Raw genomic sequence first — 15,643 nt, 5'->3', positions numbered from 1 at the left:
CGATGATCTTCCTGGTCAGCCGATCACCCGGGGGTGCCAAAAAGTTTTGTGGAGTTCCTACAACTGAGGGACGGTGGGTTCGGTGGTTGCGCCATAGCGCTTGCCGCCGTCAGCCGGAAAGGTGATCACTGCTGGGAGCCGCCGTCTCTCCGCACGCAGGTCGAGGTCTAGCTAAGGGGTTCTTCGGGTGTTCAACCGTGTCGCCATCGTCAACCGTGGTGAAGCCGCCATGCGGCTCATCCACGCGGTCCGCGAGCTGGCCGCGGAGACCGGCATCCAGCTCGAAACCGTGGCCCTCTATACCGATGTCGACCGCAACGCCACATTCGTCCGCGAAGCAGACATCGCCTACGACCTCGGCCCGGCCTCCGCCCGCCCGTACCTCAACCTGGCGGTGCTGGAGCGCGCCCTGATCGAGACCGGGGCCGACGCCGCGTGGGTCGGCTGGGGCTTCGTCGCCGAGGATCCAGCGTTCGCCGAGCTGTGCGAGAAGATCGGCGTCACCTTCGTCGGCCCGAGCCCCGACGCCATGCGCCAACTCGGCGACAAGATCGGCTCGAAGCTGATCGCCGAGAAGGTCGGCGTGCCGGTCGCGCCGTGGAGCCGAGGCGCCGTCGAAACCCTCGCCGCCGCCCGGTCGGCGGCGGCCGAGATCGGCTACCCGCTGATGCTGAAGGCGACAGCCGGCGGTGGCGGACGCGGCATCCGCGTGATCAGGAACGAGGCCGAGCTGGTCGACGCGTACGAGCGCACCAGCCAGGAGGCGGCACGGGCCTTCGGCAGCGGCATCGTGTTCCTGGAGCGCCTGGTAACCGGGGCCCGGCACGTCGAGGTCCAGGTGATCGCCGACGGGCAGGGCACCGCGTGGGCCCTCGGCGTCCGCGACTGCTCGGTGCAGCGACGCAACCAGAAGGTCATCGAGGAGTCGGCGTCGCCGGTGCTCGACCCGGCGCAGGCCGCCGAGCTGAAGACGTCGGCCGAGCGACTGGCCGTGGCGGTCGGCTACCGCGGCGCGGCGACCGTCGAGTTCCTCTACCACCCCGGTGACCGGTTGTTCGCGTTCCTGGAGGTCAACACCCGCCTCCAGGTCGAGCACCCGATCACCGAACTGACCACCGGTTTCGACCTGGTCAAGGCCCAGCTGCACGTCGCCTCCGGCGGGCGGCTCGACGGTGCGCCGCCGGCAGAGCGCGGGCACGCCATCGAGGCCCGGCTCAACGCCGAGGACCCCGACCGCGACTTCGCACCGTCCCCCGGCCGCATCGCCCGGCTGGACCTGCCCAGCGGCCCCGGCATCCGGGTGGACACCGGCGTCAGCGAGGGTGACACCATCCCCGCCGACTTCGACTCGATGATCGCGAAGATCATCGCGTACGGCCGGGACCGCGACGAGGCGCTCGGCAGGCTGCGCCGGGCGATGGCGAACACCACGGTGATCATCGAAGGTGGGGCCACGAACAAGAGCTTCGTGCTCGACCTGCTCGACCAGCCCGAGGTGATCGACGCCAGCGCGGACACCGGATGGATCGACCGCGTCCGCGGCGAGGGCCGCCTCGTCACGCACCGCCACTCCGCCGTCGCCCTGGCCGCCGCCGCCATCGAGGCGTACGAGGAGGAGGAGCGCGTCGAGCGTCAGCGGCTGCTGTCGACGGCGGCCGGCGGGCGCCCGCAGGTGCAGCACGCCAGCGGCCGACCGTTGGACCTCAAGCTGCGCGGCGTCGGCTACCGCACCCGCGTGGCGCGGGTCGGCGCCCACCGGTTCCGGGTCGGCATCGAGACCGGCCCCGTCGTGCGCACCGCCGACGTCGAGCTCGACCGCTTCGACCGGCACACCGGCCAGATCGTCGTCAACGGCATCCGCTACCGCCTGCTCACCGGCACGTACGGGCCGACCCACCTGGTCGAGGTGGACGGCGTGACGCACCGGGTCAGCCGGGACGAGGGTGGCGTCCTGCGCTCCCCGATGCCCGCGCTGGTCGTCGCCACGCCCCTCGAGGTCGGCGCGGAGGTCGAGGCGGGCGCGCCGGTGCTGGTGCTGGAAGCGATGAAGATGGAGACGGTGCTGCGGGCGCCGTTCAAGGCACGGCTCAAGGAGTGCGCCGTCTCGGTGGGCAGCCAGGTGGAGGCCGGTGCGCCGCTGCTGCGCCTGGAGCCGCTCGCGGACGACGCCGAGGAGACCGCTGACGACCCCAGCACCGAGACCGTCGAACTGGACCTGCCCAGCGCCGCCACGGACATCCCGGCGTACGAACGCAGCAGGCGCGGCCAGGAGGACCTGCGGGGTCTGCTGCTCGGCTTCGACGTCGATCCGCACGACGACCGCCGGGTGCTCGACGACTACCTCACCGCGCGGCGGACAGCCACCGAAGCCGGTCAGCGGCCCCTGGCCGCCGAACTCGACCTCATCGAGGTGTTCGCCGATCTCGCCGAACTGAGCCGCAACCGGCCGACGGGCGAGGACGGCGGCGCCGCGCACGTACACAGCGCCCGGGAGTACTTCCACACCTACCTGCAGAGCCTCGACGTCGAGCGGGCCGGGCTGCCAGACGCCTTCCAGACCAGGCTCGGCAAGGCCCTCGGCCGGTACGGCGTCACCGACCTGGACCGCACCCCCGCCCTCGAAGCCGCCGTCTTCCGGATCTTCCTCGCCCAGCAGCGCGCCTCCGCGGACGCGCAGGTCGTCGCGGCGCTGTTGCGCGCCTGGCTGCTGGAGACCCCGCCGGACGAGACGCTGCGCGAGCCGGCCGGCCTCGCACTGGAGCGGCTGATCGCCGCGACGCAGGTCCGCTTCCCCGTGATCGCGGACCTCGCCCGCGGCGTGGTGTTCGCCTGGTTCGCCCAGCCGCTGCTGCGCCGCAACCGCGCGCGCGTCTACGCCGAGGTCCGTGGGCACCTGCGGCACCTCGACGCGCACCCGGACGCCCCGGACCGCGCCGAGCGCATCGCCGCGATGGTCCGCAGCACCGAGCCGCTGGTCCGGCTGCTCGGCCAGCGGCTCGTCCGCGACCACCTCGACAACGCCGTCATGTTGGAGGTGCTGACCCGGCGGTACTACGGCAACCGGTCGCTCACCAGCGTGCTCACCCGCGAGGTCGCGGGCTGCACGTTCGTGGTCGCCGAGCGCGTCGACTCCAGCGTGGTCTCCGCCGCGGTCAGCTTCGACGCGCTGGGCAGCGCCCTGCGCGGGCTGGCCGAGCTGGCCACCGGCGAGGACGCCGTGGACGCCGACATCTACCTCGGCTGGGAGAACCAGCCGGAGGACTTCGACGCGATGGCGGCCGCGCTGGCCGAGGTCATCGCCGCGCACCCGCTGCCGCCCCAGGTCCGTCGGGTCACCACCACCGTCGCGGGTCGCGGCGGAGCAGTGATGCACCACCACTTCACCTTCCGTCCGTCGGGCGCCCAGCTGACCGAGGACCGGCTGATCCGTGGGCTGCACCCGTACATCGCGCAGCGGATGCAGCTGGAGCGGCTGCACAAGTTCGACCTGACCCGGCTGCCGTCGTCGGACGAGGAGGTCTACCTCTTCCAGTGTGTGGCCCGGGAGAACCGCGCCGACGAGCGCCTCGTCGCGTTCGCGCAGGTGCGTGACCTGACCGAGCTCCGCGAGCAGGACGGCCGACTGGTCGCGCTGCCGACGGCCGAGGACACCATCGCCGCCTGCCTCGACTCGATCCGCCGCGCCCAGTCGCGGCGGCCGTCGAAGACGCGCTTCAACACCAACCGCATCGTCGTCTACGTGTGGCCGCCGAGCGAGCTGACCCGCGAAGAGATGGAGATGATCGCCGGGCGGGTCCGCCCGACGACCGCGGGCGCCGGCCTGGAGGAGATCCTGTTCATCGCGCGCCAGCGCGACCGCCGGACCGGCGAGCTGACCAAGATCGCCGTACGGATCTCGTTCGACGCCGCGGGCGGTGCCGAACTGGCCGTCGGGGAGCCGCCGGTCGAGCCGCTCGAGCCGCTCGACGAGTACCGGCTCAAGGTGCTGCGGGCCAGCAGCCGCAACACCGTGTACCCGTACGAGCTGACCGGCCGGCTCGGCGACTTCGTCGAGCACGACCTCGACGCCGACCACGCGCTGGTGCCGGTGGATCGGCCGAAGGGGCGCAACAGCGCCGCCATCGTCGCCGGGGTCGTCACCACGCCGACCGAGCGCTACCCCCAGGGCGTCACCCGGGTGGTGCTGCTCGGCGACCCGACGAAGTCGCTGGGCGCCCTGTCGGAGCCGGAGTGCCGGCGCGTGATCGCCGCACTGGACCTGGCCGAGCGGATGCAGGTGCCGCTGGAGTGGTGGGCGCTGTCCGCCGGTGCCCGGATCTCGATGACCTCCGGTACGGAGAACATGGACTGGGTTGCCGCGGCGCTCAAGCGGATCGTCGAGTTCACCCAGGCCGGCGGTGAGATCAACATCGTGGTCGCGGGCATCAACGTCGGCGCGCAGCCGTACTGGAACGCCGAGGCGACGATGCTCATGCACACCAAGGGCATCCTGGTGATGACGCCCGACTCGGCGATGGTGCTCACCGGCAAGCAGTCGCTCGACTTCTCCGGTGGTGTGTCGGCTGAGGACAACTTCGGCATCGGCGGCTACGACCGGGTGATGGGGCCGAACGGGCAGGCGCAGTACTGGGCGCCGAACCTAACGGCCGCACGGGACGTGGTGATGGCGCACTACGACCACTCCTACGTCGCGCCCGGCGAGGACGCGCCCCGGCGGGCGGTCACCACCGACCCGGCCGACCGCGACATCTCCGACTTCCCGCACGACGTGGCGGGCAGCGCCTTCGCCACCGTCGGGGAGATCTTCTCCGTCGAGTCCAACCCGGACCGCAAGAAGCCGTTCGACATCCGTACGGTGATGCGGGCCCTCTCCGACCAGGACCACCCGGTGCTGGAGCGCTGGGCCGGCATGGCGGACGCGGACACCGCCGTCGTGCAGGACGTCCACCTCGGTGGCATCCCGGTCTGCCTGCTCGGCATCGAGTCCCGGTCGGTGCCCCGGCACGGCTTCCCGCCCACCGACGGCCCGGACACCTACACGGCGGGCACGCTGTTCCCCCGCTCGTCGAAGAAGGCCGCGCGGGCGATCAACGCGGCCAGCGGCAACCGGCCGCTCGTCGTGCTGGCGAACCTGTCCGGCTTCGACGGCTCACCGGAGTCGATGCGCAAGCTGCAACTGGAGTACGGCGCCGAGATCGGCCGGGCGATCGTGAACTTCCGGGGGCCCATCGTCTTCTGCGTGATCTCGCGTTACCACGGCGGTGCGTTCGTGGTGTTCTCGAAGGCGCTGAACCCGAACATGACGGTGCTGGCGCTGGAGGGCTCGTTCGCCTCGGTGCTCGGTGGCGCACCCGCTGCCGCTGTGGTGTTCTCCGCCGACGTCAACGCTCGTACGGCTGCCGACGCGCGGGTGCGGGACCTGGAGGCCAGCGTCGCGGCGGCCAGCGGCACCGAGCGCGCCGCGCTGACCGCGGAGCTCGACGAGCTGCGGTCTTCGGTGCGCGCGGAGAAACTGAGCGAGGTGGCGGCGGAGTTCGACCGGGTGCACAACATCCACCGTGCCGTCGAGGTCGGCTCGGTGGACGCCGTCATCCGCGCCGCCGAACTGCGTCCGCGCATCATCGAGGCCATCGAGGCCCGCCTGGGGTAGAGCGGTCGGAACGCCCGCACCACGTCAGCACCACCGGTCGTCGACCGGTGGTGCTGACGTGTGGAAGGGGTGAGGTGCGTGGCGGTCTAGCTGAGCGCCACGTTCAGTGCGACGGCGATGGCGAGCCAGACGATGACCGCGCCGATGCCGACGCCGACCATGGCGAGCGCCTTGACGGCGGGTGTCATCCGGGTGTGGGCAACTGTCAGGTTTCCCCAGACGCCCAACGCCCCGATCAGCGCGCCCAGGATGCCGCCGACGGTGAACAGCAGGATCGGCAGCAGCACCAGGATGCGCAGGAAGATCGGCATGGAGGGCCCGGTCCGGTGCTGCACACCGTTGATCTCCACGGTCGGGTAAGGGTCGGCGAGAACGGTGCGTACCGTTGCCTGGACGACACCACCGTCCACTGTCGGCAACGCGTAACGCCTGCCCGTCCTGGGGGCCGGCACTCCGCCGACGGTGACGGCAGGGTGGCCGAAGAGCGCCTTGGTGGCGATGACGATCGGGCCAGCTACGCCGGCGACGTTGAGAGGTTCGGTGTTCACCGGCGTGATCTTAGGAACCGCCGTCCGCCTCGTCCATCCCGTTGATCATGCGGGTTGGTCCTGTCGCCGCAGCAGGCAGGCGGAGGGCGACGCCGCACGGTGCCTGTGGAATCCGCCCTCAGCCGATTCGGCGCTCGTGGCTCGGGCCGCTGTCGAGCTGCCAGGCCGCGGCGAGATCCTCGCGGGCCCGGGCCACCCGGGACCGGATCGTGCCGACCGGGCACTGGCAGATCTCCGCCGCCTCGGCGTACGACAGGCCGAGCACCTGGGTGGCGACGAACGCCTCGCGGCGCTCGCGGGCCAGGCCGGCGATCAGCTGGTGCACTGTCACGCTCTCGTCGGCCCCGGCGGTGATCGCCCCGGCAGCCTCGGCCGCCGCCTGCCAGTCCGGCACGGACACCAGCCTCGGCCGGGCCACCGCCGTGCGCACGTGGTCGACGGCGACCCGTCGGGCGATCGTGAACACCCACGTGCGGGCCGACGAGCGGCCGGCGAAGCCGGGGAGGTTGCGGAATGCCCGCAGAAACGTCTCCTGGGTCAGGTCGTCCGCCTCGCCCGGCCCGGCGAGATGCGACAGGAATCGCCAGACCTGGTCCTGGAGGGCCCGGATGAACGCCGTCGCGGCCTGCCGGTCGCCCTGGCCCGCCTCCTGCGCCCACCGGGTGACCTGGGCGTCGTCAACGCCGCCGGTCCGCACAGACCACCGTCCTGTGTGCCACGGGCGCTCCTTTTCGGCCGAGAGGCCGTCGTCGGGACGCCGCCGGTCAGCCGCGCAATCTGGTTGTCGCCGGCCGGTCCGGAAAAGTTCCCGGAGCTCCCACATTCGGGTGACTCTGGTCCTGGATCCGCTCGGTGTTCTCCCGGGCGGGCGGCGGCACCGGGCCGGGCGTACGCCAGGATCGCCACAGGTTGCTGTAGCCGCCACCGGCCGCGAGCAGCTCGGCGTGCGTACCGTGCTCGGCGACGCGACCCTGGTCCAGGACGACGATGCGGTCCGCGGTGGCCGCCTGGCTGAGCCGGTGGGCAACGACCAACGTGGTACGGCCCTCGGTGGCCGCCACGGCGGCCCGGTCGAGGTCACGCGCGCCCGCGCTGCCCGCCTCCGCGGTGGCCTCGTCGAGGACCGCGACGGCAGGGTCGGCGAGCACCAGGCGGGCCAGCGCGAGGTGCTGGGCCTGCGCCGCAGTGAGCTGCCGACCGCCCTCCCCCACCGCGGTCGCCAGCCCGTCCGGCAGGGTACGCAGCCACCCGGTGGCGCCGACGAGGTCGAGGGCGCGGGTCAGCTCGGCGTCGGTGGCGTCCGGGTCGGCCAGGCGCAGGTCCTCGGCGAGTGGTCCGGCGAACACGTGCACCTCCTGGCTGATCAGGGCGATCTCCCGCCGGAGCTGGTGTTCGCCGAGGTCGGCCAACGGCACGCCGCGTAGGCGCACCGAACCCTGGCTGGGCTCGACGATGCCGGCGATGATGCCGGCGAGGGTGCTCTTGCCCGCGCCGCTCGCGCCCACCAGCGCCACGCGCTCCCCGGGCACGAGACGCAGGGCGATGTCCCGCAGCACGACAGGTCCGTCGTCGTAGCGGTGCTGCGCGACTGTCACCTCCAGTGCCGCGGGCTCGGGCCGCTCCGGACGGGCCGGGCGGCGACTGACGGGCGACGCGGTGTCCGGCAGTGTGGTCACCCCGACCAGCCGGGCGAGGCTCGCGCCGGCCTGGAGCACCGAGTCCGACTCGAACAGCAGCAGGCCGATGGGGTTGAACAGGCGGTGGAAGTAGAGGGCGGCGGTGGTCGCCGCGCCGACGGTGGACAGGTCCTCGCGTACCAGCAGGAAGCCGGCGAGCAGCACGGCGGCCAGCCCCACGAACTCGGACCTGTTGATGCGCAGCCCGAACCGGGTGAACAGGCCGAAGATCTCCAGCGACAGGTCGCGGGCGACGCCGGAGCGAGCCGCGATCCGGGCGACGTGCGTGTCCTCCATCCGGTAGGCGCGTACCGTTTCGGAGCCGCGCAGCGCCTCGGCCGTCGCCTGCGTCCGCTCACCCGTCGCCACCCGCTCGCGGGCGTAGTACGGCACCGACCGTTTGAGGTACCAGCGCAGCGCCAGCGCGTACGCCGGTGCAGCGGCCAGCCCGGCGATGCCGAGCCGCCAGTCGAGGGCGAAGAGCCCCAGCGCGGTCAACACGACGGACAGCGTCGCGCCGAGGAAGGCGGGGCCGCTGGTGGCGATCACGTTCGTCACCACTGCCACGTCGTCGCCGGCCCGGGCCACCAGGTCGCCGGTCCCGGCTCGTTCCAGGGTGGCCGACGGCAGGTGCAGCGCACGGTCGAGGACCCGCTCACGGAGCCGGGCCAGCACTGTCTCGCCGAGGCGTGCGGCGACCGCGGCTCCGGCCGCGGTGAGGAGCCCCGCGAGCACCGCCGCGCCCGCGATCACGCCGGCCCAGGCCACTACCTGCGGTGTGTCGGTGCCGGCGATGACGTCGTCGACGAGGCGACCGAGCACCCACGGCGCGACGAGCCCGGTCGCGGACGCGGCGACCAGCAACGTGCCGGCGACGGCGCTGAGTACCGGCAGGCGGGCGAGCTCGGTCCGGAGGGCGGCCCAGGTCTGCCGGCCGGTGGCCGTCGGCAGCAGCTGCCGTGCCTCGACGCCGCTCGCGGTCGACGGGTCGGTCATCGCAGGACCTCCTCCCGGTAGCGGGTGTCGCTGGCGAGCAACCGCTCGTGCGGCCCCTCGGCGACGACCCGACCCTTGTCGATCACGACGACCCGGTGCGTGACGTGCAGCAGGGCCGGGCTGGTGGTGATCAGCACCGTGGCGCGGGTGTCCGCCGCGCGAACCGAGGCCAGCCCTTCGGCGAGCAGCGCCTCGGTCACCGCGTCGACGGCAGTGGTGGGGTTGTGCAGCACCAGCACCGGTGGGTCGGCGACGAGCGCACGGGCCAGCCCGATCCGCTGCCGCTGACCGCCGGACAGGTTCGCTCCCCGCTCGGTGAGCCGGCGGTCGAAACCGTCCGGGTGTGCGGTGAGCACGTCCTCGGCGGCGACGGCCCGCACGGCGGCCCGCAGGACCGTGTCGTCGACCTGGGCATCGGCGCTGAGGTTGGCGCGCAGGGTGCCCTCGAACAGCGCCACGTCGTGGGGCTCCACCAGGACCACGGCGCGCGCGGCGTCGATGTGCAGGTCCTCGACGGGTACGCCGTCGACGTACAGCGTCCCCCGGTGGTCCGCGTGGTGCACCCGGCCGGCCAGCAGCGCGACAAGCGCTTCGGCCTCGCTCGGGTCGTAGGCGAGCACGCCCACGATCTCGCCGGCGCGGACGTGCAGGCTGACGGCGTCGAGGCCGGCGTGCGAAACCTCGTCGAGGGCGAGCCGGGACTGGCTCGGGGTGGGCGGCCCGGCGTCACCCGGCGCGAGGACCGGCGCCGCGCCGAGGACCCGGGCGACCCGCGCCGCCGAGGCCCGGGCCATGGCGAACAGTTGTACGCAGTACCCGAGCGTCTGCACCGGCTCGGCGATGAACTGGGCCAGCCCGACGACGGCGACGAGTTCGCCGATGGTGAGCCGACCCTGGAGCGCGAGCCAGCCCGCGACACCGGCGACCGTCGCGAGGAAGAGTCCGTTGACCATGGTGGTGAGGCCGAGGTGCAGACCCTTGGTGGTGGCGGCGCGAAGGGTCACGTCGAGGGCGTGCCGGCTGGCGCCCGCGTACCGTCGGGCGGCGTGGTCCTGCGCGCCGATGCCGCGCAGCACGCGCAGCCCGCTGACGAGGTCGACGGCGAGTGCCGTCGTGGCCGCGAGGGCCTCCTGCTGCGACGTGCTGCGCCGGGTGAGCAACGGCGCCATCCGCTGAAGGGCGACGACCAGCAGCGGTACGCCGACGAGCACCCCGAGCCCGAGGGGGACGTCGACGACGAGCAGCGCGACGGCCGCGACCACGATCGCGGTGAGCGCCGCGGCGGTGAGCCCGGCGACGCGTACGACCAGCGCGGACAGCTCAGCGTCGGATGCCGTGACGGACAGCAGCTCGCCATCGCGTAGACCCGAGCGGTGTCCGCGCGGGTCGAGGGCGCTCCGGACGATCTCGACGCGGGTCGCGTGCGCCTCGTGTTCGACGGCGGCGTAGGCCAGCCGGGCGCCGGTGCGGTAGGCGAAGGCGAGGGCGGTGAACAGGACCGCGAGGCCGGCGAGGGAGAGCAGCAGCGCGGCGACGTCTCCGGTGGCCACCGCCCGGTCGATGATCACGCCGATGGCGACCGGTACGAGGGCCTCGGTGGCCTGGTGGACGCAGAGCAGCACGATGCCGAGCACCACCCGGCGGCGCTGTCGGCGCAGGGCGCGGCGGAGCACCACGCTCCCACTGACCTCGGCGACTGTCATGCTCGGATCGATGGGGGCATGGCGGCAGACTCCAGTAGGTGAGGGCAGGCTAACCTAACACGCCCTCGGCCAGCCGCAGCCGCCGGAGTGCCTGCCGGCCACCCGGCTCACCAATCATGGACCGTGCCGTCCTTGAGCCGGTTGAACGGCAGGTACGCCGGCTCGTACGGGAACCGGGCCGCCGCCTCCTCGTCGAGCTCCACCCCGAGCCCCGGCTGGTCGCCCGGATGCAGGTAGCCGTCGGTGAAGGTGAACGACTGCCGGAACACCTCGTTGGCCAGGGGGGTGTGCTTCATGTACTCCTGGATCCCGAAGTTGTGGATGGCCAGGTCCAGGTGCAGGGCCGCGGCCATCCCCACCGGGGAGATGTCGGTCGGGCCGTGGATGCCCGACTTGATCTGGTACTGGGCGGCGAAGTCGAGCAGCTTGCGCATCGCGGTGATGCCGCCGGTGTGGGTGACAGCGGACCGGACGTAGTCGATCAACTGCTCCCGGATCAGGGTCTGGTAGTCCCAGACGGTGTTGAAGACCTCACCGATGGCCAGCGGGGTGGTGGTGTGCTGGCGGACCAGCCGCAGCGCCTCCTGGTTCTCTGCCGGGGTGCAGTCCTCCAGCCAGAACAGGTCGTACGGTTCGAGGGCCTTGCCGAGCTTGGCGGCCTGGATCGGGGTCATCCGGTGGTGACCGTCGTGCAGCAGCGGCAACTCCGGGCCGAACTCGCCACGCACCGCCTCGAAGACCGACGGTAGGTGGCGCAGGTACGCGCGGGTGTCCCAGTCCTCCTCGGCGGGCAGCGGAGTGCGCTGCGCGGGCTCGTAGTCGTAGCGCTGGCCGGTGGCGCTGGGTTGCGCGGCCACGCCGTAGACGGCGTTGATCCCCGGCACCGCGGTCTGCACCCGGATCGACCGGAAGCCCTCGTCGAGGTGGCTGCGGATCGAGTCGAACAGCTCGGGGATGTCCCGCCCCGACGCGTGCCCGTACGCCATGATGCCGGTGCGGGACGCACCGCCGAGCAGTTGGTACAGCGGCATGCCGGCCGCCTTGGCCTTGATGTCCCACAGCGCGACATCCACCGCGGCGATGGCCGCCATGGTGACCGGGCCCCGACGCCAGTACGCCGAGCGGTACAGGAACTGCCAGGTGTCCTCGATCCGGTGCGGGTCCCGTCCCATCAGCAAAGGGGCGACGTGGTCGCGCAGGTACGAGGCGACGGAGAGCTCGCGGCCGTTGAGCGTGGCGTCGCCCAGACCGGTGATGCCCTCATCAGTGGTGATCTTGAGGGTGACGAAGTTCCGGTCGGGGCTGGTCACGATGATGTCTGCTGCGACGATCTTCACGGGGTGCCTTTCGTCTTTCAGAACCGGGGGTGGATTCTAGGCCGACAAAGGCGATCGGCGCGGCCGGCGACCGGCCCGATGAACGGAGAGCCGGCCCGGTGGGCCGGCTCTCCGCTCATCGGAGGCAGCAACGTTCAGTCGGTCCGGGAGCGAAGGCTCCGGGTCAGGACCGGGATCATCACCGCCGCAGCGACGACGTGCAGCCCGGCAAGGGCGGTGACGGTGGCCGCGTTCGCCCCGGAGATGAGGGGCGGGACCAGCGAGATCACGGTCAGGGCCACCGCCGTCCACACGAACCGGTCGGCGGGCCGAGCACTCCACCGGAGCAGCGCCACGGCGATGACGACACCCACCACCGAGAAGAAGCCGGTCACCACGGCGATCCCGGACAACGGAATCGTCTCGCCACCATCGGGGATCTCGAAGTCGACGCCGGCGGCCCGGGCCAGCGCGGCGGCGAGGGTGGTGATCACCATCGCCGCGAGCGTGGCGATCACGCCGGTGCCGGCGAGCCCACGGAATCGGTGGGTGTAGCGGGGTGGGCCCGATGCCGGGCCGGCGACGATCCCGGTGTCCTTCATGCTGTTCATGTCGTCTCCTTCAGACGGAGGCTGTCGTACCGGATGTGTTGACTGAGGTGTGACGGCACCGGGCGTGAAGACACGCACTCGCGCCGTGCGAGGGCCGGGGTTGCACAGCGCACGGACGCCGGTGCCGCGCAGCCAGAAGCCGGCATCGCGCCCGAGGACCGGCCCGGGCTCACCGTCGCGCAGCTCCAACTGCACCCGCCCGCTGATGACCACGCCGAACGCGTCGTGCCACTCCGCCGCGACCACCTCGGCGCGCGCGCCGCCGTGCAGCGTGAGCGTCCGCACCGGGACTACTCCGTGCCGTCCGCCGGCAGGCGTTCCGGCAGCCCGAGCCGCGGGAACTGGTCGTCGTGGAAGATGAAGACCTCGGTGATCGCGCCGCCGGTGATGCGCAGGACGTCGATCGTCAACGGCAGGTACGCGCCCTCCTGCTCCCGCCAGTGGTAAAAGGCGACGGCGGGCTGGCGGTTCACCGAGGTGGGGACCGCACGCAGGCCCTTCATGCCATCGAAGCCGTCCTCGACCCAGCTGTTCACCACCGCGTCGCGGCCGACGTACAGGCCCGGCGTGGGCGGCATCGAGTAGCGGACGTCGTCTCGCAGCATGGCTGCGAGCGCGTCGACGTTCGTGGCAACGCTGGCGTCGGTGAAGCGCCGCACCAGCTCGCGCGTGCCGGCGTCCTCGTCGCCGCCGGTCCAGTCCTGCCGCTCGGCGGGCAGGTGCTCCCGCATGCCGGCGCGAGCCCGCTGCAGGGCACTGTTGACCGAGTTGACCGAGTCCCCGAGCAGCTCCGCGACGTCCCTGGCGGGCCAGCCGAGCACGTCCCGCAGGATCAGCACGGCCCGTGGACGCGGCGCGAGGTGCTGGACCGCGACCAGGTACGCCAGCTCGATCGTCTCCCGCGCGACGGCGACGGTCTCCGGCTCGTCCGCGTCGCCAGCGGGCAGCTCGTCGAGCAACCGGTCCGGGTAGGGCTGCAACCACAGCACCTCGCCGCCGGCCGCCGGCTCCGGGCGGCGCTTGGCGAGCAGGTCCAGGCAGGCGTTGGTGGCGATCCGGTACAGCCAGGCCCGGAACGTCGACCGACCCGCGAAGGTCTCCCGCCGCCGCCAGGCACGCAGGAACGTCTCCTGCACCGTGTCCTCGGCGTCCTCGAACGAGCCGAGCATCCGATAGCAGTGCACGTGCAGTTCCCGCCGGTGCCGCTGCGCCAGCCCCGAGAACGCCGGCTCGTCGACCTCGCCCAGACCGCTCACGCCCAGCTCCTGCAGCCGCGTGTCCGCACTCATCACGTCATCCTTCCGCCTCGTCATGTCCTGTCCTAGGTATGACGGGCGCGGATGCGACAACTCATCACTCAGGTCGCTCTGAACGACCTGGAAGGCGACGGGAGGCGACCCGCCGGCCGCAGGCACGGGTCGCCGGGAGGCGACAGTCGTCGCGCTAGTGCGAGGTGCCGCCGCTCCATCGACTCGTGCCGGTGGCCGAGGGCCGGTGCGCGATGCGGGGCGCCCGAACGGCGGAGGCGTTGCCCGACCCCGGGCGGTAGTCCCGTGCCGCGGTGGCCACCATCTCGTCGGCGTCGCGGGTAAGCGTCTCCCGGATGTGCGGCGGAACGAACTCGGACGTCGCCATCGCCAGTCGGACCTGCACCGCGCGGTCGTCGACCAGGCGGGCGAGGTCCGCCTCGCTCAGCTCGACGGCCCGCACCAGCGCGGCGCGGACGTCGACCACCGGGTCCGCGGCGAGCGCGCTGCGCTGCGCGGCGGTGGTCCGCGGGTTGCGGGCAACCCCCTTGCGTACGCGTGCGGTGCGATCGGCCAGCAGGGCGTCGATCACGTTGGGGTCGTGGGTGTGCGTGCCGAGTCGTTCCCGTACCTCGGGTGACACGTCGTCGATCAGCTTGGCGGCCAGCTCCGGCTCCAGTTGACGACTCTCCGCGAGGAGCCCGCGAAGCTCCTTGTCCGAGGTCTTCACCATGACCTGGCGGATCGACTCGTCACAGGCCGGATTGCTGGCGACGGCCCAGCGGACCCACCGGTCGGCGTCCTTGACCAGGCGCATGAGGTTGGCGATCGACGTGGAGGGGTTCCTCGCCACTGCCTCCCGGACCTGACGATCCTGGTCGCGGGTGAGCGGTCGCAGAGCCTGCGCGGGTGCGTCGGCCCGAGAGGCGACCGCCTTGCGAACCAGGACCGACGGGTCGGACGCCAGGTCGATGAGGGTCATTTGTGGCGTTGTGGGGTCCTGAGCGAGGGCGAGCCGAGCGTCAGCGCCGCCACCGATCGGACGGTGGGCGGTGGTGCCGGACGCGCTGTGACGGTCGGCCTCGCCGACGTCGTGCTGTTTCCCCATGCCGCAATCATGTCACGCGCCCGATTCGGCAGGATTGGCCACGGGCGGGACCGGGGCGGGCAGGCGCAGGCCGGACATGCCGCCGTCCACCGGCAGCGACGAACCGGTCACCGACCTGGTCGCGGGCGAGGCCAGGTAGACGACGGTGGCGGCCACCTCGTCGGCGGTCACCAGTCGGCCGGTCGGCTGGCGGGCGGCCAACTGCCGCTTCTCCGCCGTCGGGTCGGCCGCACCGGCGAGCAGGCGGGCCACCCAGGGCGTGTCGACGGTGCCGGGGGCGACACAGTTGACCCGGACGCCCTCCGTCACCAGGTCGGCGGCCATGGCGAGGGTGAGGGCGTGCACGGCACCCTTCGACGCCGAGTAGAGGGCGCGTTTGGGCAGACCTGTGGTCGCGGCGATCGAGGAGATGTTGACGATCGCCGCGGACGACGACCGGCGCAGGTAGGGCAGGGCGACGGCGCTGGTTCGGGCCACGCCGGAGACGTTGACGTCGAGTACCCGGCTCCACTGCTCGTCGTCGTTCTCCTCCACAGTGCCCACGGCCGAGATGGCGGCGTTGTTCACCAGGATGTCGATACCGCCGAACGTCTCCGCGACCGAGGCGACGGCCGCGGTGAGGGAGGACCGGTCGGCCACGTCCGCCTGGACGCCGAGCACCCCGGGGGTCTCGGGCAGCCCGGACAGCTCCCGGTCCAGGACACCCACCCGGGCACCGGCGGCGACGAACGCCCGCACGCAGGCGAGGCCGATCCCCGATGCGCCTCCGGTCACCAGCGCCACGAGAC

At 72.4% G+C, this 15,643-nt stretch carries 10 protein-coding genes; 1 reads left to right on the top strand and 9 read right to left on the bottom strand.

What is annotated here, in order from left to right; all coding sequences use genetic code 11:
- Positions 1-187: 187 nt before the first annotated feature.
- The gene (locus ACLQ3F_RS09745) at positions 188-5,650 is read left to right on the top strand and encodes a carboxyl transferase domain-containing protein (RefSeq protein ID WP_425848024.1); all 5,463 of its coding nucleotides are present in this window, start codon (positions 188-190) and stop codon (positions 5,648-5,650) included.
- Between the two features lie 86 nt (positions 5,651-5,736).
- On the opposite strand, the gene ACLQ3F_RS09740 is transcribed toward ACLQ3F_RS09745, so the two are convergent.
- From ACLQ3F_RS09740 to ACLQ3F_RS09700, 9 genes are all read right to left on the bottom strand, one after another.
- Complete coding sequence (locus ACLQ3F_RS09740) at positions 5,737-6,198, bottom strand: hypothetical protein (RefSeq protein ID WP_355006186.1); 462 nt, start codon at positions 6,196-6,198, stop codon at positions 5,737-5,739.
- 118 nt (positions 6,199-6,316) lie between these two features.
- Positions 6,317-6,895 (bottom strand): sigma-70 family RNA polymerase sigma factor, encoded by a 579-nt coding sequence (locus tag ACLQ3F_RS09735; RefSeq protein ID WP_425848022.1) that lies wholly within the window; start codon positions 6,893-6,895, stop codon positions 6,317-6,319.
- A gap of 67 nt (positions 6,896-6,962) precedes the next feature.
- Positions 6,963-8,870, bottom strand: coding sequence for an ABC transporter ATP-binding protein (locus ACLQ3F_RS09730; protein ID WP_425848020.1), 1,908 nt, complete (start codon positions 8,868-8,870; stop codon positions 6,963-6,965).
- Positions 8,867-10,573 (bottom strand): ABC transporter transmembrane domain-containing protein, encoded by a 1,707-nt coding sequence (locus tag ACLQ3F_RS09725; protein ID WP_425848018.1) that lies wholly within the window; start codon positions 10,571-10,573, stop codon positions 8,867-8,869. The genes ACLQ3F_RS09730 and ACLQ3F_RS09725 overlap by 4 nt, the downstream gene beginning before the upstream one ends.
- A 107-nt stretch (positions 10,574-10,680) precedes the next feature.
- Positions 10,681-11,910 (bottom strand): D-mannonate dehydratase ManD, encoded by a 1,230-nt coding sequence (gene manD / locus ACLQ3F_RS09720; RefSeq protein ID WP_425848015.1) that lies wholly within the window; start codon positions 11,908-11,910, stop codon positions 10,681-10,683.
- 134 nt (positions 11,911-12,044) lie between these two features.
- Complete coding sequence (locus ACLQ3F_RS09715; RefSeq protein ID WP_425848013.1) at positions 12,045-12,785, bottom strand: DUF6069 family protein; 741 nt, start codon at positions 12,783-12,785, stop codon at positions 12,045-12,047.
- A gap of 5 nt (positions 12,786-12,790) precedes the next feature.
- A complete protein-coding gene (locus ACLQ3F_RS09710; RefSeq protein ID WP_425848011.1) occupies positions 12,791-13,789 on the bottom strand; it encodes an RNA polymerase subunit sigma-70 in 999 nt (332 codons plus the stop codon).
- Positions 13,790-13,943: 154 nt separating this feature from the next.
- Positions 13,944-14,855, bottom strand: coding sequence for a hypothetical protein (locus ACLQ3F_RS09705; protein ID WP_425848008.1), 912 nt, complete (start codon positions 14,853-14,855; stop codon positions 13,944-13,946).
- 12 nt (positions 14,856-14,867) lie between these two features.
- Positions 14,868-15,629 carry an SDR family NAD(P)-dependent oxidoreductase gene (locus tag ACLQ3F_RS09700; protein WP_425848005.1) on the bottom strand — a complete coding sequence of 254 codons (762 nt, stop codon included), beginning with the start codon at positions 15,627-15,629 and terminating at the stop codon, positions 14,868-14,870.
- Positions 15,630-15,643: the final 14 nt, after the last annotated feature.

It is taken from the genome of Micromonospora sp. DT15 (genome assembly GCF_049841475.1).
In the GTDB taxonomy this organism is placed as follows: domain Bacteria; phylum Actinomycetota; class Actinomycetes; order Mycobacteriales; family Micromonosporaceae; genus Micromonospora.
This window is presented reverse-complemented; position numbering and strand designations above follow the sequence as displayed.